Here is a 24,690-nt window from a genome sequence, read left to right as displayed (position 1 = left end):
AGGCTGCGATCTTTTTGATTTCAGCCTTAGCGCTTCTGGGTCAGGGCGCGGCGTTCGAATTCGACGATACGCTGACGGTAGTGCTCGATCGTCTGCGCGGTCAGTACGCTGCGCTGGTCGTCTTTCAATTCGCCGTTCAGTTCCTGAGACAGCTTGCGCGCTGCCGCGACCATCACATCGAAAGCCTGTTTCGGATGACGCGGGCCGGGCAGGCCGAGGAAGAAGCTCACCGCCGGGGTGCTGAAATGGTCGATGTCGTCCAGATCGAAAATCCCCGGCTTGACCGCGTTGGCCATGGAGAACAGCACTTCGCCGTTGCCGGCCATGCTTTCGTGGCGGTGGAAAATATCCATCTCGCCAAAACGCAGGCCGCTTTCGAGAATGTTCTGCAGCAGCGCCGGGCCTTTGAAGCCAGCCGGGTCGCGGCAGATCACGCTGATCACCAGGACTTCTTCGGCTTGCGGCTGATCCTTTTCCGCTACGGCCGGTACAGGTTTGCTGTCTTCGACGAAATCGTCATCACGGCTGCTGAAGCTCGGACCGCCGTCCAGATCCAGGTCGAGGTTCAAGTCGCCCTGCGCCGGGCCATTGCTGCCGCGCTTGCCACGTTTCGAACCGGATTCACGCGGCTCGCGGGCTTCGCGGTTGGGCATGCTCACCGACGGCAGATCGTGCTCGTCCAGTTGCGGCTCCTTGTGCGTGTCCAGCACGCGGGCCGGGCCCAACAGCTCGGCGCTGGTGTCCTCGTCCGGCAGATTGGACAGGCTCCGGTCGAGACGGAATTTCAGCTTTCCCTTGCCGCCGCGCATACGGCGCCAGCCATCGAAAAGAATACCGGCTATCACAATGATGCCGATGACGATCAGCCACTCGCGCAGACCGATTTCCATGTAATCCCGTGCCTCTATAAAAAATGCTGAAAAATAAGGGGTTTACACTGCGTAAACCGCTTTAAAACGTGGCGCCAACTCTATGTTCTGACAGGCGTTTTGCCCACGTATACGAAAAATTGACATTAAACTAGCACGACCAAAGACAACTTTACACCGTCTGTCTCATTTGGCTTGCGCGAATATGTCGATTGGCCATCCAGCCGACGTCAGTAAAAAGTCCTACAGACCTGCAAAACCATTCCGACACCACAGCGACTCAGGCATCCACCATCGCCATCGCCTCCTCGACATCCACCGCCACCAATCGCGAACAACCCGGTTCATGCATGGTCACGCCCATCAACTGCTCGGCCATTTCCATGGCGATCTTGTTGTGGGTGATGTAGATGAACTGCACGGTCTGCGACATCTCTTTGACCAGGCGTGCATAGCGTCCAACGTTAGCGTCATCCAGTGGCGCGTCAACCTCATCGAGCATGCAGAACGGCGCCGGGTTCAACTTGAAGATGGCAAAAACCAGGGCCAGTGCAGTCAGGGCTTTTTCGCCGCCGGAGAGCAAATGGATGGTGCTGTTCTTCTTCCCGGGCGGCTGCGCCATGATCGTCACCCCTGTATCGAGTAGATCTTCGCCCGTCAGTTCCAAATACGCCCGTCCACCACCGAAAACTTTTGGAAAAAGTGCCTGTAAACCGCCGTTGATCTGATCAAAGGTATCTTTGAAACGGTTACGGGTTTCCTTGTCGATCTTGCGGATGACGTTTTCCAGGGTCTCCAGCGCTTCGACCAGATCGGCGTCCTGCGCATCCAGATAACGTTTACGCTCAGATTGTTGCGTGTATTCATCGATGGCCGCGAGGTTGATCGCACCCAGACGCTGGATCCGCGCATTGATGCGTTCGAGTTCTTCTTCGGCTTCGCGTTCACTGGCTTGTGCGGTCAATGTCGCGAGCACGCCGTTGAGATCGTAGCCGTCTTCAAGCAGTTGATCCTGTAAAGCCTTGCGCCGTACGGTCAGGGCTTGCCATTCCATGCGTTGCTGTTCGAGCTGACCGCGAATCAGCTGCGATTGCTGTTCGGCCTGGGTCCGGCGTTTTTCCGCGTCGCGCAATTCACGATCGGCGTCTTCCAGGGCGATCTGCGCAGTCTTGAGTTCTTCATCGACGGTCATGCGCTTGTCGAGCAACTCCTCGAGCTTGAGGCGCAACTCTTCCAGCGGTGCCTCGCCCTCCTCCAGATTCAGACTCAACTGTTCGCGCTTTTCAGTCAGACGCTCGGCCTGCATTTCCAGACGCTCCAGCGCCTGCCGCGTGGAATCGTGCTGGGCACGCAGCGAGCCGAGACGCACGGCCAATTGATGGGCGTGATCCTTGTGCTGCCGCGCTTCCTGACGCACGCGGTCGAGGCGTTCGCGCAGGCTGTCGCGCTGGGCCAGCAGCAACTCGCGCTGCTCGGTATCCAGGGCCATGGCGTCCAGCGCTTCCTGCAATTGCATGCGCGCTTCGCCGACCTGTTCGTGCTCAAGCTCACGCTGTTCGGCAAGTTCGACCAGCTCTTCATCCAGACGGGTGCGGCGCAATGTCAGCTGTTCGGCCTTGGCTTTGCCGGCGGACAACTGCGCTTTCAGTTCGCCTTGCTGGCGCGCTTCGTCCTGCAGCAAACGGCGCAGATGTTCGCGGCCGTTTTCCTGCTGACGCTGTTGCGCACGCAAGGTTTGCAGACGGGTTTCCATGGCCTCGACCGTGGCTTCGCGCTCTTCGCGCTCCAGCTGCAACGCTTCGATTTCCTGGCCACGGGCGAGCATGCCGCTTTCCGCTTCGCTCGCGCGACGTACGCGTAAAAAGTGTCGACCGACCCAATAGCCATCGCGACTGATCAGGCTTTGCCCGGCGCTCAACTGGCCGCGCAAGGCCAGCGCCTGCTCAAGGCTGTCGACCGGTTTGACCTGGCCAAGCCACGGCGACAGATCGATCTGCGCCTCGACTTTGTCCAGCAGACTGCCGGCCACCCGCACGCCATCACTGGCCGGGCTGAGCAGGCGCAAATCGCCTTGAGTGAAACCGGACAGATCAAAACCGCTGAAATCGTCAACCAGCACCGCTTGCAGATCGGCGCCGAGCACGGTTTCCACCGCCAACTCCCAACCCGCCTCGACCTTCAGGCCCTCGGCCAGACGCGGACGCTCGGCGAGGTTGTGTTCCTTCAACCATTCGGCGGTGCCGGTGCCCGGGTCGAGCGCGGCCTGCTGCAAGGCTTCCAGCGATGCCAAACGCCCGTTGAGTCGCTGCAGATCGCCCTGCGCCTGCTGCTGGGCGGTCAACGCCTGCTGCAATTCCTGACGCAGTTGTTCGAGCTTTTCGACCTGCGCTTCTTCGCTGGTCTGCAGATCTTCCAGGGTCGCTTCGGACTCGGCGAGCTGCTCGTTGAGGGCCAAGATCGCCGCGTCTTCCGGATCGGCTGAAAGCAACGCGCGCTCTTCGCCGAGGCGTTTCTGCCGGTCGGCCAGGCGCTCCATGCTGCTTTCCAGCTGCTGGATCCGCGACTGTTGCACTTCGGCCTGACGGCGCGGTTCGGCAGCGGTCAGGTTGAAAGCGTCCCACTGCTCCTGCCAGCCGTGCATGGTGGTTTCGGCTTCTTCAAGCGCAGCGGCGGCTTCTTCGGCGGCGGCGCTGGTGACTCCCTGCTCGGGGGTGAGCATGTCCAGCTCTTCACCGAGGGTCAGCAGCAGGGTGCGGTCGTGGCCCAGGTGCGATTCGGTTTCCAGTCGCGCGCGTTCGGCTTCTTTCAGATCGTCCTGCAACTGGCGCAGCCGCTGCTGGCCGTGCTGAATACTCTGCTCGACCCGGGCAATGTCGCCGCCGACCGAATAGAAGCGGCCCTGCACCAGATTGAAGCGTTCGGACAGGTCGTGGTGGCCGTCGCGCAGGCGTTCAATGGCCGCGTCAGCGTTACGCTGTTCAGCGACCAACGCTTCGAAGCTGACTTCCTGGTTGCCGATGATCGACTCGCGCTGGCCGACCTGCTCGTTGAGATCCTGCCAGCGCAGGGCCGACAGTTGCGCCTTGAGCTGGCGCTCTTCGGCCTTGAGTTCCTGATACTTTTTCGCCGCCTCGGCCTGACGGTGCAGACGTTCGAGCTGGCGCTCCAGCTCTTCGCGCAGGTCGGTCAGACGCGCGAGGTTTTCATGGGTGCGGCGGATGCGGTTTTCAGTCTCGCGGCGGCGCTCCTTGTACTTGGAGATGCCCGCTGCTTCTTCGATGAAATTGCGCAGGTCTTCGGGCTTGGATTCGATCAGCTTGGAGATCATCCCCTGTTCGATGATCGAGTAGCTGCGCGGGCCGAGGCCGGTGCCGAGGAAAATGTCGGTGATGTCGCGTCGACGGCATTTGGTGCCGTTGAGGTAATAAGTAGTCTGGCTGTCGCGGGTGACTTTGCGGCGGATGGAAATCTCCGCGTAGGCGGCGTATTCGCCGAGCAGCGTGCCGTCGGAGTTGTCGAACACCAGTTCGATACTGGCCTGGCTCACCGGTTTGCGGCTGGTCGAGCCGTTGAAGATGACGTCGGTCATCGACTCGCCACGCAGGTTCTTCGCCGAACTTTCGCCCATCACCCAGCGCACGGCGTCGATGATGTTCGACTTGCCGCAACCGTTCGGCCCGACGACCGCCGCCATGTTACTGGGGAAGTTCACCGTGGTCGGGTCGACGAAGGACTTGAACCCCGCCAGTTTGATGCACTTTAGCCGCACGCTCAGGCAACCGTCAGCGCAGACACCACCAGATCGCAGCTGCGCTGGGCGTACGCCGTGAGCACGATGCGGATCTGCGGCAAATCACGGGCGAGGACGGCGGCGAGCAGGCGTTCGAACAGTTCGAGGAATTCGCTCATTTCCGCCTTGCGCTGTTCGAGGGCGAGAAAATAGGCGCGGCTCATCGCCGGCTGGAGGTTCTCGACGGTTTCTTGCAGGTACGGATTGTTGGCAAACGGATAGGCGGCGCGCATCACCGCGAAGCTGTCATCGACGAAGCTGCGGATATCGCCGCGCTCGTAATTGGCGGTCAGGCGCTGCTGGATCTGCACGAACGGCGCCATGTCCGACTGCACTTGCCAGCCATTCGCTACGGAATTGCCGAGCAGGATGTACAGCTCGCTCATCAGCGTGCACAGGCTCTGCACCTTGTGCGGCGTCAGCTCGGTCACGTGGGCGCCACGACGCGGCAGGATCGCGATCAGGTGACGGCGCTCGAGGATCAGCAAGGCTTCGCGGACCGAACCGCGGCTGACGTTGAGCGCCAGCGTGACCTTCTGTTCCTGGATGCGCTCTCCCGGCTTCATTTCGCCACGAATGATGCGTTCGGCGAGGTGGTGAGCGATTTGCTCGGCGAGGCTGTCCGGCGCCTTGAACGTCATGGTTGTCCTTCAAACTCTATCGATCTGCACAAGCGGCGCAGTGTAGCGCAAATGCACGGTCATGGCGGAGTGCCCACTCAGCGGTTTTTGGCACGAATCCCGCAAAAAAGCGCAGTGACCGATGAAGGTCAATACTGAATAGACACGCTGTTGATCGACGAAATGGATTTTCCTGACCTTTAGGTCAGAAAACCATTGACCGAAAAGTCAGACCTGCTAAATTCGGTTCACGTCGGTTAACAACAATAATGAGTCTGCGAGGCCTTCCGTGATCCAGTTTTTACTTAACCAGGAACTCCGTAGCGAGCATGCCCTGGACCCGAATCTGACCGTGCTCAACTACCTGCGCGAACACGTGGGCAAGCCCGGCACCAAAGAAGGTTGCGCCAGCGGCGATTGCGGCGCCTGCACCGTGGTGGTTGGCGAGTTGCAGACCGATGATACCGGGCGTGAACACATCCGCTATCGCAGCCTCAATTCTTGCCTGACCTTCGTCTCGTCCCTGCACGGCAAACAACTGATCAGCGTCGAAGACCTCAAGCACAAGGGCGAACTGCACAGCGTGCAGAAAGCCATGGTCGAGTGCCACGGTTCACAGTGCGGCTTCTGCACCCCCGGTTTCGTCATGTCGTTGTTCGCCCTGCAAAAGAACAGCGATGCGCCGGATCAGGCCAAGGCCCACGAAGCGCTGGCCGGCAACCTCTGCCGCTGCACCGGCTACCGGCCGATTCTCGCCGCCGCCGAACAATCCTGCTGCGCCAAGCCTGCGGATCAGTTCGACGCCCGCGAAGCCGAAACCATCGCCCGCCTCAAAGCCATCGCCCCGACCGATATCGGTGAACTCAACAGCGGCGACAAGCGTTGCCTGGTGCCGCTGACCGTGGCCGATCTGGCCGACCTCTATGACGCTTATCCACAAGCCCGGCTGCTCGCTGGCGGCACCGATCTGGCCCTGGAAGTCACTCAATTCCACCGTACCCTGCCTGTGATGATCTACGTCGGCAACGTCGCAGAAATGAAGCGCATCGAAACCTTTGCCGATCGCATCGAGATCGGCGCCGCCACTGCCCTCTCCGACTGCTATGAAGCGTTGAACGCCGAGTACCCGGACTTCGGCGAATTGCTGCACCGCTTCGCCTCGTTGCAGATCCGCAATCAGGGCACCCTCGGCGGCAACATCGGCAACGCCTCGCCGATCGGTGACTCGCCACCGCTGCTGATCGCCCTCGGTGCGCAGATCGTGCTGTGCAAAGGCGAAACCCGCCGCACGCTGAACCTGGAAGATTACTTCATCGACTATCGCGTCACCGCGCGGCAGGAAAGCGAGTTCATCGAAAAAATCATCGTCCCGCGCGCCAGCGCCGAGCAGTTGTTCCGCGCCTATAAAGTGTCGAAACGTCTGGACGACGATATCTCCGCCGTCTGCGCCGCGTTCAACCTGCGCGTGGACAACGGTGTGATCAGCGACGCACGTGTAGCCTTCGGCGGCATGGCGGCGATCCCCAAACGCGCTGCGCATTGCGAAGCCGTGCTGCTTGGTCAGCCGTTCAATAACGCCGTGATCGAACGCGCCTGCGCCGCGCTGGCCGAAGACTTCACGCCACTCTCGGACTTCCGCGCCAGCAAGGAATATCGCCTGCTCAGCGCGCAGAATCTGCTGCGCAAATACTTCATCGAACTGCAAACACCGCACATCGAGACTCGGGTGACCGCTTATGTCTAACCATCACGCCGTAGAGAAAACTCAGGCTGAGCTGGCCGAACTGTTCGCCCAGGACCTGACCACCGGTGTCGGCCGCAGCGTCAAGCACGACAGCGCCGCCAAGCATGTGTCCGGTGAAGCGCAGTACATCGATGATCGCCTGGAATTCCCCAACCAGTTGCACCTGTATGCGCGCCTGTCGGACCGCGCCCACGCGAAAATCCTCAACATCGACACGTCGCCGTGCTACGCCTTCGAAGGCGTGCGCATCGTCATTACCCACGAAGACGTGCCGGGCCTTAAAGACATCGGCCCACTGATGCCGGGCGACCCATTGCTGGCGATCGATGACGTGCAGTTCGTCGGCCAACCGGTGCTGGCGGTCGCGGCGAAAGACCTGGAAACCGCGCGCAAAGCAGCGATGGCGGCGATCATCGAATACGAAGATCTGGAACCGGTGCTCGACGTCGTCGAAGCCCTGCGCAAACGCCACTTCGTGCTCGACAGCCACACCCATCAGCGCGGCGACTCGGCCTCTGCACTGGCCACGGCTGAACACCGCATTCAGGGCACGCTGCACATCGGCGGCCAGGAGCACTTCTATCTGGAGACACAAATCTCCTCGGTGATGCCCACCGAAGACGGCGGCATGATCGTTTATTGCTCGACGCAGAACCCGACCGAAGTGCAGAAACTGGTCGCCGAAGTGCTCGACGTGTCGATGAACAAAATTGTCGTCGACATGCGCCGCATGGGCGGTGGTTTCGGCGGCAAGGAAACCCAGGCCGCGAGCCCGGCGTGCCTGTGCGCGGTGGTCGCGCACCTCACCGGCCAGCCGACCAAGATGCGCCTGCCGCGTGTCGAAGACATGCTGATGACCGGCAAACGTCACCCGTTCTACGTCGAGTACGACGTCGGCTTCGACGGCAGCGGCCGTCTGCACGGGATCAACATGGAGCTGGCCGGCAACTGCGGCTGCTCGCCGGACCTGTCCGCCTCGATCGTTGACCGGGCGATGTTCCACTCGGACAACTCCTACTATCTCGGCGATGCGACCATCAACGGTCACCGTTGCAAGACCAACACCGCGTCGAACACCGCTTATCGTGGCTTCGGCGGCCCACAGGGCATGGTCGCCATCGAGGAAGTGATGGACGCAATTGCCCGTCACTTGAAGCTCGATCCGCTGGCGGTGCGCAAGGCCAACTACTACGGCAAGACCGAGCGCAACGTCACCCACTACTACCAGACCGTCGAGCACAACATGCTCGAAGAGATGACCGCCGAACTGGAAGAAAGCAGCCAGTACGCCGAACGTCGTGAAGCGATTCGTCGCTACAACGCCAACAGCCCGATTCTGAAAAAAGGCCTGGCGCTGACCCCGGTGAAATTCGGTATTTCCTTCACCGCCAGTTTCCTCAATCAGGCCGGTGCGCTGATCCACATCTACACCGACGGCAGCATCCACCTGAACCACGGCGGCACGGAAATGGGTCAGGGCTTGAACACCAAAGTTGCCCAGGTCGTGGCCGAAGTGTTCCAGGTCGAAATCGATCGCGTGCAGATCACCGCGACCAACACCGACAAGGTGCCAAACACCTCGCCGACCGCGGCCTCCAGCGGCGCTGACCTGAACGGCAAAGCCGCGCAGAACGCAGCCCAGACCATCAAGCAACGCTTGGTCGAATTCGCTGCGCGACACTACAAGGTCAGCGAAGAAGACGTCGAATTCCGCAACGGCCACGTGCGTGTGCGCGAACAGATCCTGACCTTCGAGGCGCTGGTCCAACAGGCGTATTTCAACCAGGTCTCGCTGTCGAGCACCGGGTTCTACAAGACCCCGAAAATCTACTACGACCGCAGTCAGGCTCGGGGTCGTCCGTTCTATTACTTCGCTTTCGGCGCAGCCTGCTGCGAAGTGATCGTCGACACCCTGACCGGCGAGTACAAGATGCTGCGTACCGACATTCTTCACGACGTCGGCGCCTCGCTGAACCCGTCCATCGACATCGGCCAGGTCGAGGGTGGCTTCATTCAGGGCATGGGCTGGCTGACCATGGAAGAACTGGTCTGGAACAACAAAGGCAAGCTGATGACCAACGGCCCGGCCAGCTACAAGATCCCGGCGGTGGCCGACATGCCACTGGATCTGCGGGTGAAGCTGGTGGAAAACCGCAAGAACCCGGAAGACACGGTGTTTCATTCCAAGGCTGTCGGTGAACCGCCGTTCATGCTCGGCATCGCCGCGTGGTGCGCGATCAAGGACGCGGTGGCGAGCCTCGGTGATTATCAGCATCAGCCGAAAATCGACGCACCGGCCACGCCGGAGCGGGTGTTGTGGGGGTGTGAGCAGATGCGTCAGCTCAAAGCGGTGAAAGCTGTCGAAGCTGAAACCGCGGTTGTTTGATGATCGTTCCCACGCTCTGCGTGGGAATGCAGCTCGCGACGCTCTGCGTCGCATCCTGAACAGCGGACGCGGAGCGTCCAGTGATGCATTCCCATGCAGAGCGTGGGAACGATCTGAGAGGTGTGTATGTACAACTGGATCGACGCCCTCGCCGACCTGCAGAATCAGGGCGAGCCCTGTGTGCTGGTGACGATCATCGAAGAACTCGGTTCGACGCCACGCAACGCCGGCTCGAAAATGGTCGTCAGTGCCGAGCGCCTGTTCGACACCATTGGTGGCGGCCATCTGGAATTCAAAGCCATGCAGATCGCCCGCGAGATGCTCGCCAGCGGTAAGCAGGACACGCATCTGGAGCGCTTCAGCCTCGGCGCCAGCCTGGGCCAGTGCTGCGGTGGCGCCACCGTGTTGCTGTTCGAACCGATGGGCCAGGTGCAGGCGCAGATTGCCGTGTTCGGTGCCGGCCATGTCGGTCGCACCCTCGTGCCGCTGCTGGCCAGCCTGCCCTGCCGGGTGCGCTGGATCGATTCGCGCGAGGCCGAGTTCCCCGAACACATCCCCCACGGCGTGCGTAAAATCGTCAGCGAAGAACCGGTGGATGAAGTCGATGACCTGCCCGCCGGCAGCTACTGCATCGTCATGACCCACAACCATCAGCTCGACCTGGAGCTGACCGCCGCGATTCTCAAGCGCAACGACTTCACTTGGTTCGGCCTGATCGGCTCAAAAACCAAACGCGCTAAATTCGAACACCGCCTGCGCGATCGTGGTTTCGACCCGAACGTGGTGCAACGCATGCGCTGCCCGATGGGCATCGGCGAAGTCAAAGGCAAATTGCCTGTGGAAATCGCCATCTCCATCGCCGGCGAAATCATCGCTACCTACAACGCCAATTTCGGCCAGCACAGTGCCCGCGCCGAACCGATTGCCCGACTGCTGCCCGCCTCGCGCCGCAGTCAGGCGGCCAAACTCAAAGCCTCAAACTGATTAGAGAACCCTCATGCCTCTGACTCGCAAAGCCTACCGCGCCGCCATCCTGCACAGCATCGCCGACCCTGCCGAAGTCGGCATCGAAGCCTCCTACGAATATTTCGAGGACGGCCTGCTGGTGGTCGATGACGGCAAGATCAGCGCCGTCGGCCACGCCAGCGAACTGCTGCCAACCCTGCCGGCGGATATCGAGATCAATCACCATCAGGATGCGCTGATTACCCCGGGCTTCATCGACACACATATTCACCTGCCGCAAACCGGCATGGCCGGCGCCTACGGCGAGCAATTGCTCGATTGGTTGAACACCTACACCTTCCCCTGCGAAAGCCAGTTTGGCGACAAGGCCCACGCCGACGAAGTCGCCGACATCTTCATCAAGGAACTGCTGCGCAACGGCACCACCACCGCGCTAGTGTTCGGCAGCGTCCATCCGCAATCGGTGAATTCGTTTTTCGAAGCCGCCGAGAAGCTCGACCTGCGCATGATCGCCGGCAAGGTGATGATGGACCGCAATGCCCCAGACTATCTGGTCGATACCGCCGAATCGAGCTACGTCGACAGCAAGGCGCTGATCGAACGCTGGCACGGCAAGGGCCGTTTGCATTACGCGGTGACGCCGCGCTTCGCCCCCACCAGCAGCCCGGAACAACTGACCCTCGCCGGGCAGCTGCTGACGGAATACCCGGATCTGTACATGCAGACCCACATCAGCGAAAACCTCAAGGAAATCGAGTGGGTCAAGGAACTGTTCCCGGAGCGCAAGGGCTACCTCGATGTTTACGATCACTATCAACTGCTCGGCGAGCGATCGGTGTTCGCCCACGGCGTGCACCTGTGTGATGACGAATGCGCACGGCTGGCGGAAACCGGCTCGGCGGTCTCGTTCTGCCCGACCTCGAACCTGTTCCTCGGCAGCGGCCTGTTCAACCTGCCGATGGCCGAGAAGCACAAGCTCAATGTCGGCCTCGGTACCGACGTCGGCGGCGGCACCAGTTTCTCGCTGCTGCAGACGCTGAACGAAGCTTACAAAGTGATGCAACTGCAGGGCGCGCGGCTGAGCCCATTCAAGTCGCTGTATCTGGCGACCCTGGGTGGTGCGCGGGCGCTGCGTCTGGAAGATAAAATTGGCAATCTGCAACCGGGCAGTGACGCCGACTTCCTGGTGCTGGATTACAACGCCACGCCGCTGCTCAGCTATCGCTTGAAGCAGTCCAAGAACATTGCCGAGACGTTGTTCGTGCTGATGACGCTGGGGGATGACCGCACCGTGGCGCAGACGTATGCGGCGGGGGCGTTGGTGCATCAGCGCTAAGCCTTTTCCAAGGCATAAAAAATCCCCCGGTGGTGCACGCCCCGGGGGATTTTTGTTGGCGGTCAGATTGTCTTCGCGAGCAGGCTCGCTCCCACCTTTGAAATGCATTCCCCTGTGGGAGCGAGCCTGCTCGCGAATGCCGCGACTCGGTTTCAGATCAGAGCTTGGCGCTCGAGCGCCCCGGCTTTTTGGTCTGCAACAAATGCGAGAACACCGCATGCAAGTCATCCGACGCGCCTTCCTCGTCGAGGTTGAGCTTGCTGTCGATGTGATCCATGTGGTGCATCATCAGGCTCACCGCCAGTTCGCCGTCGCGCTTCTCGATCGCGTCGATCAGTTGAGTGTGTTCGTCGTACGAGCAGTGCGAGCGGTTGCCGCTTTCATACTGGGCAATGATCAGCGAAGTCTGCGAAACCAGGCTGCGCTGGAAGCTGATCAACGGTGCGTTCATCGCCGCTTCTGCCAGTTTCAGATGGAACTCGCCCGACAGACGAATACCGGCGCCGCGATCACCACGGGAGAAACTGTCGCGTTCATCATTGACCATCTGCCGCAGTTCGGCGATCTGCTCAGCGGTGGCGTGTTGCACGGCCAATTCGGTAATGGCGCGTTCGACCAGACGCCGGGCTAGGAAAACCTGACGCGCCTCTTCAACGCTCGGGCTGGCGACCACCGCGCCACGGTTCGGCCGCAACAGCACCACGCCTTCATGGGCCAGACGCGACAGCGCGCGGCGAATGATGGTGCGGCTGACCCCGAAGATTTCCCCCAGCGCTTCTTCGCTCAATTTGGTGCCGGGCGCCAGGCGCTGTTCGAGGATGGCCTCGAAGATATGCGCGTAGACAATATCGTCCTGGGTCCCGCTGCGGCCGGCTTTGCCTGCTCGCGGTTGTTTCTTGAGGGGTTGCAACTGTTCGTTCATGGGCACTCGAGTCGGGAAAACTGCGGCGAATAGACCGTGACTGTAATACGGCACAGTAGGTCGCTGGCAAGTATCGCGTAAAAAACAGCGCGATTGTACACAATGAATGGTGGCAACACGACTGTACGGCTGTTTGCGCCTTCGGCTGTATTGCAACGATTCGTAAGGTTTGAGTTTAGGCTTGATCGCAGAATCCGCCTTCTACGCACAATCCCCTGTAGGAGTGAGCCTGCTCGCGATGACGGTGTGTCATTCAGAGATAATTCGACTGACACACCGCCATCGCGAGCAGGCTCACTCCTACAGGGGGATTGCGTCAAAGGGGACATCTCCATTGGTATAAGGAACACCGCCGTCATGACCGACGCCACCCACGCCCGCCTGCGCCCTCTGGCCGATACTTCGCCTTCCGCCATCGTCGCCGGTTTCATCGCGATGATGACCGGTTACACCAGTTCGCTGGTGCTGATGTTCCAGGCCGGGCAAGCGGCCGGCCTGAGCAGCGGGCAGATTTCCTCGTGGATCTGGGCGATCTCGATCGGCATGGCGGTGTGCTCGATCGGCCTGTCGCTGCGCTATCGCACTCCGATCACCATTGCCTGGTCGACCCCTGGCGCGGCGTTGCTGATCACCAGCCTGGGCGGCGTCAGTTACGGCGAGGCGATCGGCGCCTACATCACGTGCGCGGTACTGGTGACGATCTGCGGCCTGACCGGCAGCTTCGAACGGCTGGTGAAAAAGATCCCGGCATCTTTGGCGGCAGCTCTGCTGGCAGGGATTCTGTTCAAGATCGGCAGCGAAATCTTCGTCGCCGCGCAACACCGTACCGGGCTGGTGCTGGGGATGTTCTTCACTTATCTGCTGGTCAAGCGCCTGTCGCCACGCTATGCCGTGCTCGCGGCGCTGCTGATCGGCACTGCGCTGTCGGGCTTTATGGGGTTGCTGGATTTCAGCGGTTTTCACCTGGAGGTGGCCACCCCGGTCTGGACCACGCCGCACTTCTCCCTGGCCGCGACCATCAGCATCGGTATTCCGCTGTTCGTGGTGGCGATGACCTCGCAGAACATGCCCGGCATCGCCGTGCTGCGTGCCGATGGCTATAACGTCCCGGCCTCGCCACTGATCACCACCACCGGCATCGCCTCGCTGTTGCTGGCGCCGTTCGGCTCCCACGGCATCAACCTCGCGGCGATCAGCGCGGCGATCTGCACCGGCCCGCATGCCCATGAAGATCGCAACAAGCGCTACACCGCGGCGGTGTGGTGCGGGGTGTTCTACGGGATTGCCGGGGTGTTCGGCGCGACGTTGGCGGCCCTGTTTGCCGCGCTGCCGAAAGAACTGGTGCTGTCGATTGCCGCGCTCGCACTGTTCGGCTCGATCATCAATGGTTTGAGCATCGCCATGAGCGAGGCGAAGGAACGGGAAGCAGCGTTGATCACCTTTATGGTCACGGCGTCGGGGCTGACGCTGTTTTCCATTGGCTCGGCGTTCTGGGGGATCGTTGCGGGGGTGGTGACGCTGGTGATTTTGAATTGGCGTAAAGCCTAGAAGCAAAGATCGCAGCCTTCGGCAGCTCCTACAGGAGACCGCGTTCCCCTGTAGGAGCTGACGAGTGCAACGAGGCTGCGATCTTTTGATCGACGAAAAAAAACGGCGACCCGAAGGTCGCCGTTTTTTTCAGTATCACTTAGCCGCGTTGATCGGCTTTTCCGGATACCACACGTCCAGCAGCGGGCTGACTTCGTATTTGGTCAGCTCGGAGCGGTTTTTCAGCCAGGCTTCAACGGCAGCGCGCTGCTCTTCGTTGACCGAGCCACGCTTCTGCAGGCACACCAGACCGAAGTCGTCGCCGCCAACATAACCCAGACCGTTGGCTTCCATGGCTTCTTTGATGAATGCTTCGAGGAAAGCGTCAATGGCTTCTTCGGACAAGTCTTCTTTGAAGTCCAGGTTCAGTTCGAAACCCAGCTCTTGAAATTCATCAACGCACAGTTTTTTGCGCAGACGCTGGGAACGGTTAGTCGCCATTGGAACAATCCTCTTAAGTAATAACGGCCGGCACTTTACCAGTTTAAGCCGGCGATTGCCCGACTCTCTGGCCGCTGCGGCCGACCGCCTGTAAAAAAATAACCGATTGGCCGTCCTCGATACGGCACAAGCCGTAACAGCTTGGGGCATAATGCCGACACTTTCATGACCACTGAGGGCCTTTTCATCCATGTCCTCGTCTTTTTCCCCCTCTTTTGCAGGGTTTTATTGCATATGATCAAATCGTTGCGTCCACTGTTTCTCGCCGGCCTTCTTCTGCCTCTGGCCCTGCCTGTCTCCGCTGCCACCATCAACACTTCCCTTACCCCGAACGTCGAAAAAGCCCTCAAGGCCAGCAAGCTGCAGCCCACTGCGCTGTCGCTGGTGATGGTGCCGCTCGACGGTCCGGGCACGCCGACCGTGTACAACGCCGATGTGTCGGTCAACCCGGCCTCGACGATGAAACTGGTCACCACTTACGCTGCACTGGAAATGCTCGGGCCCAACCATCAGTGGAAAACCGAGTTCTACACCGATGGCGACCTCAGCGGCGGCATTCTCAACGGCAACCTCTACCTCAAGGGTGGCGGTGATCCGAAGCTGAACATGGAGAAACTCTGGCTGCTGATGCGCGACCTGCGCGCCAACGGCGTGACCCAGATCACCGGCGACCTGATCCTCGACCGCAACTTCTTCGTGCAGCCGCAACTGCCGGAATTCAACGATGACGGCAACGACGACAACAAGCCGTTCCTGGTCAAACCCGATTCCCTGCTGGTCAACCTCAAGGCCCTGCGCTTCGTTGCGCGCAATGACGGCGGCCGGGTGCTGATTTCGGTGGAGCCGCCGATTGCCAGCATCCGCATCGAGAACACCGTCAAGGCGCTGCCGTCCAAGCAATGCACCGGCGGCGTGCGGTACAACCCGGTGCCGCAGGCCGATGGCAGCGTGACCGTGACCGTTGGCGGCCAGTTGGGCGAAGGCTGCAGCTCGCAGACTTACCTGTCGCTGCTCGACCACGCGACCTACACCGCCGGCGCCGTGCGCGCGATCTGGAAGGAACTGGGTGGCAGTATCCAGGGCAAGGATCGTCTGGCGCCAACGCCGAGCAGTGCCAAGTTGCTCGCGCGCGCGTACTCGCCGGATCTGGCCGAGATCATCCGCGACATCAACAAATACAGTAACAACACCATGGCTCAGCAGCTGTTCCTCAGCCTTGGCCAGCGTTTTCGCAACGATGCCGACGGTGATGACGCCCGGGCAGCGCAGCGCGTAGTGCGTCAGTGGCTGGCGAAGAAAGGCATTACCGCGCCGCATCTGGTGATGGAGAATGGCTCTGGTCTGTCGCGGGCCGAGCGGGTCAGTGCGCGGGAAATGGCCAACATGCTGCAGGCCGCCTGGCACAGCCCGTACGCCGCCGAATACATCAGCTCACTGCCGATTGCCGGTACCGACGGCACCATGCGCAAACGTCTGAAAACCACGGCGATGCGCGGCGAAGCCCACGTCAAGACCGGTACTCTGAACACCGTGCGCGCAATCGCCGGCTTCAGCCGTGACGTCAACGGCAATACCTGGGCGGTGGTGGCGATCCTCAACGACAAGGCCCCGTTCGGCGCCTCGTCGGTGCTCGATCAGGTGCTGCTGGATCTGTACAAACAGCCGAAACTGCCGCAGACCGCTTCGGTCTTGTAACCCTCAAAAGCAAAAGATCGCAGCCTTCGGCAGCTCCTACAGGTGTCCACATAACCCTGTAGGAGCTGCCGAAGGCTGCGATCTTTTGATCTAACCTAACTCCCGCTCCACCCGATCCCGGCCATTCTGCTTCGCCGCATAAACCCCTGAGTCCGCGCGCAACAGCAACGCATCCGCGCCCTCCCCCGGGCGCCAGCTGGCGATGCCGAAACTGGCGGTGACCACGCCAACCACGTCCACCGGCGTGCTGCGCAGGCCTTCCCACAATTCCATTGCCAGCATGTACGCGTGCTCGCCGTCGATGTCCGGGCACAGCACCATGAACTCTTCGCCGCCCAAGCGGCAGAACACGTCGGTGCGGCGCAGGCGATGGCCGATCCGCTCGCACACCGCTTGCAGCACACGGTCGCCGACGGCGTGGCCGTAGTGATCGTTGATGCGTTTGAAATGGTCGATGTCGAGCATGATCACCGACAACTCGCCGCCGCCACGCTCGACCCGGGCCATTTCGGTGGTCAGGCGCTCCTGGAAATAGCGGCGGTTGTGAATGCCGGTCAGCGAATCGGTGATCGACAACGCACGCAATTCTTCTTCCACGCGCTTGAGGTCGGAAATGTCCGAGATGTAGCCGTGCCACAGCACCCCGCCACCCGGCAGCTCCTCCGGTGTTGCCTCGCCGCGCACCCAGCGCAGGCCGCGTTCAGGCAGTTGCACGCGGTACTCCTCACGCCACGGGCTGAGGTTTTCCGCCGATTCGCGGATTGATGAGCGCACGCGAATCGCGTCCTGTGGGTGAATGCGGCTGAAAATCGCCTCGGAGTCGAGCAGCAGGACATCCGGCTCCAGCTCGTAGATCTCGCGAATGCCATCGCTGGCATAGATCACGCTGAAGCGCCCGTCGAATTCCATCTTGAATTGGTAGATGCCACCGGGTACATGGGCGCTGAGCTTCTTCAGCAACGTGTCGCGTGCTGCCAGCACTTCGTGGACACGCTTGCGCTCGGTGATGTCGATGCAGATCGCCAGGTGGCCGACCCATAGACCCTGCTCATCCAGCACCGGCGTGGCGAGCATGTTCACTGGCAGATGACTGCCATCGCTGCGCACCAGCGTCCACTCGCGTGCTTCATGGCCGCCGACTTCGCCGCCCTCGACCAGCATGGCGTGGCAGGTCGGGATGCTTTTTCCGTAACGGGCACCCAACTCGGCAGCACGGGCGGCCAGTTCCCGAGGCAAATGCAGGTTTTCCAGGGTCATCCGCCCGACGACCTCGGCGCTGCTGTAGCCCAGCATCTGCTCGGCGCCGGGGTTGAAGGTGTTGATCACACCGCGCAGATCGGTGGCGATGATGGCGACCTGAGTGGCGGCATTCAACACGCCGCGCAACTGGCCATGAGTGCCGCGCAGTTCCTGCTCGCGCTCGTGCAGTTCCTGGGTGCGCACCTCCACCAGGCGCACCGCACGCTGACGCTGACTCACCAGCACGTACAGCAATGCGCTGAGCAGCAGGCTGAGCAAACCGCCCAGAATGATCACGCTGCCCACCGAAGAATGATTGGCTTGCATGAACGCGTAGCTTGGCAGGATATCGACCTGATAGTCGTGATCGGCCATGCGCAGCAAACGCGTCGCCGCCAGATCGCCGGGCACCGCCTCGTTGGTCGATTCGAACAGCGCCTCGTGCTGGTCATGGACCGACAGATCGAGAATGCGCACCGACAGATAATCGTGCAAGGCGTCCGGCAACCCGTCGGCGAGCAATTGACGCATGCTGATCACCGCCATGACATAACCGAACGGCTGCGACTCGCCCTGGCGATTGACCGGCGCCAGCAACAACACCCCACGCGCGTAGGACGGCTCGATTCCGACCAGATGCATCGGCTGCGACACGACCAGACTGCCGAGGCGGTCGGCGCGTTGCAGGGTTTCGCGGCGCAAGGGTTGGGCGAGCAAGTCATAACCCAGTGGCGGCGCCAGTCGACTCTGGGTCTGGGTATAGAGAACCGGCACGTATTCGTCGCGTGACTCGGCCAGTCGCAACTCGCCCTTGTCGTCCAGCTCGCGAATGGTAAAGGTGCTCAGGCCTTCTTCACGCACCCGTTGTTCAAAAGCAGCCCGGTCGGCGCCGCTGACTCTCGGGGCATAGGTATAAGCTTGGGTGCGCAACAACAAAGGTCGGGAGTAGCCGTCGAATTCGGCGCGCGACACCGATTCGGAGTTGGTGAAGAACCGGCGCAGACCGTCGAGACGTTGCTCCTGATCCTGAAAGCGTTCGGCGATGCGGCTGTAGCGTTCGTTGGCCAGCAGTTGAAAGCGCTGACGCGATTGTTGCTGAAACTGGTTATGTGTTCCCCACGCCAGCAGCCCGGTGAGAATTCCACCGGCAAGCCATACCAGCAACACGACCAGCCAGGCTGACACGTCTTCGCTGATGAAACCGAGGATTTTCGGGCGCACGGGGTGCAACGGCATAAGCACGACTCACTCCGCCAGATTCCCGGGAAAGACCCCATTGGCGGTGTGTGAGTTATAGCTATTAGCCACTAATTTAGCCAGCACCGCTGGATCCACCGAGCCGTTAAAAATCAACGCTCTGTGGATCCAACCGGCAAGACTGTCAACGAGCCGTGATTTTCCAGGCGCGATGGATCCTGGTATTGCGGGCGAAATCCGGATCAATGGTCTGCGCGCTGATTTCCTCCACCGCATAGCGCTCGGCGAGGTTTTCTTCCAGCTGGAACTTGCGGAAGTTGTTGGAGAAATACAGCACGCCACCCGGCGCCAGACGCGCCATCGCCAGGTCGAGCAACTGCACCTGATCGCGTTGCACGTCGAAGATGCCTTCCATGCGCTTGGAGTTGGAGAACGTCGGCGGGTCGATGAAGATCAGGTCGTACTCGTCGCGACTGCTTTCCAGCCACGCCATGACGTCGCCCTGCTCCAGACGGTTCTTGTCCGAGAAGCCGTTCAGCGACAGATTGCGCCGCGCCCAATCCAGGTAGGTCTTCGACAAATCGACGCTGGTGGTGCTGCGCGCGCCGCCCTTGGCTGCATGCACGCTGGCGGTCGCGGTGTAGCAGAACAGATTGAGGAAGCGTTTGCCGGCCGCCTCTTTCTGAATGCGCATGCGCATCGGCCGGTGATCGAGGAACAGGCCGGTGTCAAGGTAGTCAGTGAGGTTGACCAGCAACTTCACGCCGCCCTCATTGACCTCGACAAACTTGCCCTGGGCGGCCTGACGTTCGTACTGCTTGGTGCCGCTCTGGCGCTCACGGCGTTTGACCACTACGCGGTTCTTGTCGACGTTCAACGCCTGCGGAATGGCCGCCAGCGCATCGAACATACGCGCCGAGGCTTTTTCCGGGTCGATGGATTTCGGCGCGGCGTATTCCTGAACGTGCACCCAGTCGTGGTACAGGTCGATGGCCATTGCGTATTCCGGCATATCGGCATCGTAAACGCGGTAACAATCGATGCCTTCGCGCTTGACCCACTTGCCCATCGCCTTGAGATTCTTTTGCAGACGATTGGCAAACATCTGCCCGCCTTCGCTCAGGCGCGGCTGCTCGATCACTGGCGCCGGGGCTGGCGTCGGCTTGATCGGGTTGCCGTTCTTGTTGAACTTGCGCTCTTGCGGCTCGTCGGGGGTCTGGTCGTAAGCCGCTTGCTCGCGCTCGGCCTGGCGCTGTTCCGGGGTGCGCCGCTCGCCAGTGACGAACTGATCGGGCAAAACCTTGATCAGCAGCAGCTTGCACGGCAGCGCGCCGTTCCAGAACGAATACTGTTTGTGGCTGCGAATGCCCATGCGCTTGCCCAGATCCGGCGCGCCGGTGAACACCGCCGCTTCCCAGTTCAGGCAGGCCTGACGCAGACGCTCGCCGAGATTCTGGTAGAGATAAAGCAGGCTGGCTTCGTCACCGAGACGCTCACCGTACGGCGGGTTGCAGATCACCAGACCTTTCTGGTTCTGATCCGGGCGCGGCTCGAAGGTCGCCACTTCGCCCTGGTAGATCTTGATCCACTCGCTGAGGCCGGCGCGCTCAACGTTGTTGCGACCCGGCTGAATCAGGCGCGGATCGGCTTCATAACCACGAATCCACAACGGGGGTTTGGCCAGACCGGCAGCGGCGCGCTCGACGGCTTCTTCGTGAAGTTTTTTCCACAGCGCCGGCACGTGACCGAGCCACGCGGTAAAGCCCCACTGCTCGCGACGCAGGTTCGGCGCCATGTCGGCGGCGATCATCGCCGCTTCAACGAGGAACGTACCGACACCGCACATCGGGTCAGCCAGCGCGCCGCCCTCGGCGGCAATACGCGGCCAGCCGGAACGGATCAGGATGGCCGCCGCGAGGTTTTCCTTCAGCGGCGCCGCGCCCTGCTGCAAGCGATAGCCGCGCTGGTGCAGGCTGTGGCCGGAGAGGTCGAGGGACAGAATCGCTTCGCCGCGGTCCAGACGCAGGTGAATGCGCAGGTCCGGGTTGAGCTTGTCGATGGATGGCCGGTCGCCCTGCGGCGTGCGCAGTTTGTCGACGATGGCGTCTTTGACTTTCAGCGCGCCGAAGTGGGTGTTGTCGATGCCCGAGCCGTGGCCGCTGAATTCGACGGCCAGGGTGCCGTCGCTGAGCATGTGATCCTGCCAGTCGATGTCGAGCACGCCGTGGTAGAGGTCTTCAGCGTCCTTCATCGGGAAACGCTTGAGCACCAGCAACACCCGGTTGGCCAGGCGCGACCAGAGGCACAGGCGGTAGGCGGTTTCCATGGTTGCCATGCCACGCACGGCGGAGGTGTGCTCGCGCGCTTCTTCAAGGCCAAGCCCGACGGCTTCCTCGATGAGCAGGCCTTCAAGGCCTTTGGGGCAAGTGAGGAAGAGTTCGAAACGATCGGACATGGTAATTCCAGAGCCTTTGGCTAGTGGGCCGGCAACGCATTGCCGACCCGGTTTTCAATCAGGCGCTTTTCTGAAAGAGCGCCCGCGTGGCACGAAGGTGTGCCGTTCCATCCCCGCTGCTCGGGTTAAAAGAGCTTAGATGCCGGGACAGATAAAAAAGTTGGTGAAACAAAAAGACCCAAAGCGACCCTTCGTCGAATAGTACCCAAGCGCAAACGTGGGTCATTCTCACTTGAGGATTAACCTGCTGGGTCAGCGGGGCGCCGATCATACCGGGGTTTGCGCAATGATCGTTGAATAAATACGCGGTTACTTATCGCCATAGCATCCTTTCCGTTACGTGCTTATGACAAAACGATCATTCCCTCGATGTGACTCATTGGTTAGAACTGAGCACAGGTTGACGTCGCAACGGCGTCAACACCTTGGCTCGCCACGCCGGCAGCGAGCCGCACAATGGCAGGTTTTTTCTGCCAGACCTCAATTGAGGTCAACGCGACACTACAGTCAACAAGTGAGGGAAACACCCTATGAGAAGACTTAAGCGTGATCCGTTGGAAAGAGCATTTTTGCGCGGATATCAATATGGCGTTGGTGGCAAATCCCGTGAGCTTTGCCCATTTACTCTACCGTCGGTACGTCAAGCCTGGATCAACGGCTGGCGAGAAGGACGCGGCGACAACTGGGACGGTATGACCGGCACTGCGGGAATCCACAGACTCAACGAACTTCACGCCGTCGGCTGACACAGGGCATTTATTCCGACACGACAATCTGAATCTGCATTGAATTAACCACGCACGTCCCTCCCGGACGGCGGGCTACGGCCCAGGGGCTCCTTTGAGGAGCCCTTTTTATTGCCTGCATTTTTGTGCCGAGCACATAACCCGTAGGAGCTGCCGAAGGCTGCGATCTTTTGATCTTGTCTTTTCAAATCAAGATCAAGATCAAAAGATCGCAGCCTTCGGCAGCTCCTACGGGGACCGGTGTTATTTGCGCAATGCGGCGATCGCATCCACCGATTCGCGAATCAGCGCCGGGCCTTTATAGATGAAGCCCGAATAGATCTGCACCAGGCTCGCGCCGGCAGTGATTTTCTCCGCCGCGTGCTTGCCTTCGGTAATCCCGCCCGCGGCAATGATCGGCAAACGCCCGGCCAACTCGCCCGCCAGCACTTTCACGGTGTTGGTGCTCTTCTCACGCACCGGCGCCCCCGACAGACCGCCCGCCTCGTCGCCATGTTCCATGCCTTCGACGCCGACACGGCTCAGGGTGGTGTTGGTGGCGATCACCGCGTCCATCCCGGTTTCGATCAGCGCCTGGGCAACCTGCGCGGTTTCTTCGTCGGTCATGTCCGGGGCGATCTTGATCGCCAGTGGCACATGCTTGCCGTGACGCAGGGCCAGTTCGGCGCGGCGCGTCGCCAGATCCGCGAGCAGTTGCTTGAGCGAGTCACCGAACTGCAGGCTGCGCAGGCCCGGGGTGTTTGGCGAGCTGACGTTGACGGTGACGTAGCTGGCGTGGGCGTAGACCTTGTCCAGGCAGATCAGGTAATCATCGACCGCACGCTCGACCGGGGTGTCGAAGTTCTTGCCGATATTGATCCCCAGCACGCCCTTGTATTTCGCCGCAGCGACCCGCGCCAGCAGGTTATCCACACCGAGGTTGTTGAAACCCATACGATTGATGATCGCCTCGGCTTCCGGCAGGCGGAAGATCCGCGGTTTCGGATTGCCCGGCTGCGGACGCGGAGTGACGGTGCCGATTTCGACAAAACCGAAACCCAGTTGCGCAAAGCCATCGATGGCCGCGCCGTTCTTGTCCAGACCAGCGGCCAGCCCCACCGGGTTCGGGAACTCCAGCCCCATCACTGTCACCGGCATCTTCGCCGGCGCCTTGCACAGCAAGCCGTTGAGGCCCAAACGCCCACCCGCGCCGATCAGATCCAGCGACAGATCGTGGGAGGTTTCCGGGGAAAATTTGAACAACAGCTGACGGGCCAGGGTGTACATGGGCGGCAATGACTCGGGCGGCGAAAAGAGGCGGCGATTATAGCCGGGCATCGCCCCCCGGCGCGAGGCGCCTGCACGAATCAGGCGACTGGCATATGCCTTGCACCGGCCTGCCTATCAGTCTGCCGACCAATGACGGCGCGCAGGCCAGGACAATGGCGTCGTCCTCGGGTTTGCCTGCGCAGAATCCGGGACGACGTTTTTTTTGAGGTAGCGTATGAACGAAACGTCCTCGGGGCCTCTGGCCTGGGTCAATGGCAGCGATGCGCCAGAAAAGAGCGCGATCAATCTCGGCTTCATGGCACTGAGCGATTGCGCCTCGGTGGTGGTCGCCGCCACCCAGGGCTTCGCCCAGCCCTATGGGCTGACGCTGAACCTCAAGCGTCAGGCGTCATGGGCCAACCTGCGCGACAAACTGGTCAGCGGCGAACTGGATGCCGCGCACAGCCTGTACGGCCTGATTTATGCGGTGCACCTGGGCATCGGCGGGATCGCCCCGACCGATATGGCGGTGTTGATGGGCCTGAACCAGAATGGCCAGAGCCTGAATCTGTCCCATGGCTTGCAACAGGCTGGCGTGAACAGTCCTGAAGCGCTCGATCGGCACGTGCACCAAAGCCGCGCAAAACTGACCTTCGCCCAGACCTTCCCCACCGGCACCCACGCGATGTGGCTGTATTACTGGCTGGCGAGCCAGGGCATTCATCCGTTGCAGGACGTCGACAGTGTGGTGGTGCCGCCGCCGCAAATGGTCGCGCACCTGCAAGCCGGGCGCATCGACGGTTTTTGCGTCGGCGAACCGTGGGCAGCCAGCGCGGTGCAGCAGGATCTCGGTTTCACCTTGGCCACCAGCCAGAGCATCTGGCCCGACCACCCGGAAAAAGTCCTCGGCTGCACCCGTGAATTCGTCGAGCAATACCCGAACACCGCACGGGCGCTGGTCATGGCCATTCTTGAGGCCAGTCGCTTCATCGAAGAAAGCCCGGAGAACCGCCGCAGCACCGCGCAACTGCTCAGCGCTGGCGAATATCTCAACACCCCGGCCGCGTGCATCGAGCCGCGCTTTATGGGCGACTACGCCGACGGCCTCGGCAATAGCTGGCAGGATCCGCACGCGCTGCGTTTTCATGGCGGAGGCGAGGTCAATCTGCCGTACCTCTCCGACGGCATGTGGTTCATGACCCAGTTCCGTCGCTGGGGTCTGTTACGTGAGGATCCGGATTATCTGGCCGTCGCCCGGAAGGTTCAGCATCTGGATCTGTACCGCGAGGCCGCCAGCGCTGTCGGTGTTGCGGCTTCCCATGCAGACCTGCGCAGCAGCCAGTTGCTCGACGGCAAGGTCTGGGACGGCAGCGATCCGGCGGGCTATGCACGCAGTTTCAAGCTGCACGCGTTGAACGACGATGCCCCTCTTCTCGCCCGCCGCTGACA

16 protein-coding genes are annotated in these 24,690 nt (G+C 61.0%); 8 read left to right on the top strand and 8 right to left on the bottom strand.

All coding sequences use genetic code 11. The features are described 5' to 3' along the window. Window positions 1–26: 26 nt before the first annotated feature. The 3 genes from zipA to J2Y90_RS14905 form a co-directional block, all read right to left on the bottom strand. The gene (gene zipA / locus J2Y90_RS14915) at window positions 27–890 is read right to left on the bottom strand and encodes a cell division protein ZipA (protein WP_253500640.1); all 864 of its coding nucleotides are present in this window, start codon (window positions 888–890) and stop codon (window positions 27–29) included. Window positions 891–1,149: 259 nt separating this feature from the next. Further along, on the bottom strand, window positions 1,150–4,638 hold the full coding sequence (gene smc, locus J2Y90_RS14910) for a chromosome segregation protein SMC (RefSeq protein WP_253500639.1): 3,489 nt from the start codon (window positions 4,636–4,638) through the stop codon (window positions 1,150–1,152). A gap of 2 nt (window positions 4,639–4,640) precedes the next feature. Then, window positions 4,641–5,300, bottom strand: a complete 660-nt coding sequence (locus J2Y90_RS14905) for a GntR family transcriptional regulator (RefSeq protein ID WP_039763015.1) — start codon at window positions 5,298–5,300, stop codon at window positions 4,641–4,643. Window positions 5,301–5,568: 268 nt separating this feature from the next. On the opposite strand from J2Y90_RS14905, the gene xdhA reads away from it, so the two are divergent. The 4 genes from xdhA (at window position 5,569) to guaD (ending at window position 11,711) form a co-directional block, all read left to right on the top strand. Further along, on the top strand, window positions 5,569–7,023 hold the full coding sequence (gene xdhA / locus J2Y90_RS14900) for a xanthine dehydrogenase small subunit (RefSeq protein ID WP_253500638.1): 1,455 nt from the start codon (window positions 5,569–5,571) through the stop codon (window positions 7,021–7,023). Further along, on the top strand, window positions 7,016–9,409 hold the full coding sequence (gene xdhB / locus J2Y90_RS14895; protein ID WP_253500637.1) for a xanthine dehydrogenase molybdopterin binding subunit: 2,394 nt from the start codon (window positions 7,016–7,018) through the stop codon (window positions 9,407–9,409). Before xdhA ends, xdhB begins: the two co-directional genes overlap by 8 nt. Before the next feature lie 126 nt (window positions 9,410–9,535). Next, complete coding sequence (xdhC, locus tag J2Y90_RS14890; protein WP_253500636.1) at window positions 9,536–10,393, top strand: xanthine dehydrogenase accessory protein XdhC; 858 nt, start codon at window positions 9,536–9,538, stop codon at window positions 10,391–10,393. A gap of 13 nt (window positions 10,394–10,406) precedes the next feature. Beyond that, window positions 10,407–11,711, top strand: a complete 1,305-nt coding sequence (guaD, locus tag J2Y90_RS14885) for a guanine deaminase (RefSeq protein ID WP_253500635.1) — start codon at window positions 10,407–10,409, stop codon at window positions 11,709–11,711. A 157-nt stretch (window positions 11,712–11,868) separates the two neighbouring features. Here the strand turns inward: guaD and J2Y90_RS14880 are convergent, their stop codons facing one another. Next, window positions 11,869–12,633 carry a GntR family transcriptional regulator gene (locus tag J2Y90_RS14880; protein ID WP_253500634.1) on the bottom strand — a complete coding sequence of 255 codons (765 nt, stop codon included), beginning with the start codon at window positions 12,631–12,633 and terminating at the stop codon, window positions 11,869–11,871. Window positions 12,634–12,990: 357 nt separating this feature from the next. Between J2Y90_RS14880 and J2Y90_RS14875 the strand changes: the two genes are divergently transcribed. Further along, on the top strand, window positions 12,991–14,181 hold the full coding sequence (locus J2Y90_RS14875) for a benzoate/H(+) symporter BenE family transporter (RefSeq protein WP_042608437.1): 1,191 nt from the start codon (window positions 12,991–12,993) through the stop codon (window positions 14,179–14,181). Between the two features lie 135 nt (window positions 14,182–14,316). On the opposite strand, the gene J2Y90_RS14870 is transcribed toward J2Y90_RS14875, so the two are convergent. Then, the gene (locus J2Y90_RS14870; RefSeq protein ID WP_016773843.1) at window positions 14,317–14,661 is read right to left on the bottom strand and encodes a YggL family protein; all 345 of its coding nucleotides are present in this window, start codon (window positions 14,659–14,661) and stop codon (window positions 14,317–14,319) included. Window positions 14,662–14,895: 234 nt separating this feature from the next. On the opposite strand from J2Y90_RS14870, the gene dacB reads away from it, so the two are divergent. Further along, window positions 14,896–16,356: a D-alanyl-D-alanine carboxypeptidase/D-alanyl-D-alanine endopeptidase gene (dacB, locus tag J2Y90_RS14865; RefSeq protein WP_253500633.1), complete on the top strand. Its 1,461-nt coding sequence runs from the start codon at window positions 14,896–14,898 to the stop codon at window positions 16,354–16,356. Window positions 16,357–16,446: 90 nt separating this feature from the next. Here the strand turns inward: dacB and J2Y90_RS14860 are convergent, their stop codons facing one another. After that, the gene (locus J2Y90_RS14860) at window positions 16,447–18,831 is read right to left on the bottom strand and encodes a sensor domain-containing diguanylate cyclase (RefSeq protein WP_253500632.1); all 2,385 of its coding nucleotides are present in this window, start codon (window positions 18,829–18,831) and stop codon (window positions 16,447–16,449) included. A gap of 145 nt (window positions 18,832–18,976) precedes the next feature. Continuing rightward, entirely contained in the window at window positions 18,977–21,247 is a 2,271-nt protein-coding gene (gene rlmKL / locus J2Y90_RS14855; RefSeq protein ID WP_253500631.1) for a bifunctional 23S rRNA (guanine(2069)-N(7))-methyltransferase RlmK/23S rRNA (guanine(2445)-N(2))-methyltransferase RlmL, read from the bottom strand. A 530-nt stretch (window positions 21,248–21,777) separates the two neighbouring features. Between rlmKL and rmf the strand changes: the two genes are divergently transcribed. After that, the gene (gene rmf, locus J2Y90_RS14850) at window positions 21,778–21,993 is read left to right on the top strand and encodes a ribosome modulation factor (protein WP_003223300.1); all 216 of its coding nucleotides are present in this window, start codon (window positions 21,778–21,780) and stop codon (window positions 21,991–21,993) included. A gap of 243 nt (window positions 21,994–22,236) precedes the next feature. On the opposite strand, the gene J2Y90_RS14845 is transcribed toward rmf, so the two are convergent. After that, the gene (locus J2Y90_RS14845) at window positions 22,237–23,259 is read right to left on the bottom strand and encodes a quinone-dependent dihydroorotate dehydrogenase (protein ID WP_253500630.1); all 1,023 of its coding nucleotides are present in this window, start codon (window positions 23,257–23,259) and stop codon (window positions 22,237–22,239) included. 217 nt (window positions 23,260–23,476) lie between these two features. On the opposite strand from J2Y90_RS14845, the gene J2Y90_RS14840 reads away from it, so the two are divergent. Further along, on the top strand, window positions 23,477–24,688 hold the full coding sequence (locus J2Y90_RS14840) for a CmpA/NrtA family ABC transporter substrate-binding protein (RefSeq protein WP_253500629.1): 1,212 nt from the start codon (window positions 23,477–23,479) through the stop codon (window positions 24,686–24,688). Window positions 24,689–24,690 lie beyond the last annotated feature (2 nt).

The organism is Pseudomonas koreensis (assembly GCF_024169245.1).
Classification (GTDB): domain Bacteria; phylum Pseudomonadota; class Gammaproteobacteria; order Pseudomonadales; family Pseudomonadaceae; genus Aquipseudomonas; species Aquipseudomonas koreensis_F.
Note: the sequence above shows the minus strand (reverse complement) of the source record. Positions and strands in the feature narration are given on the sequence as shown.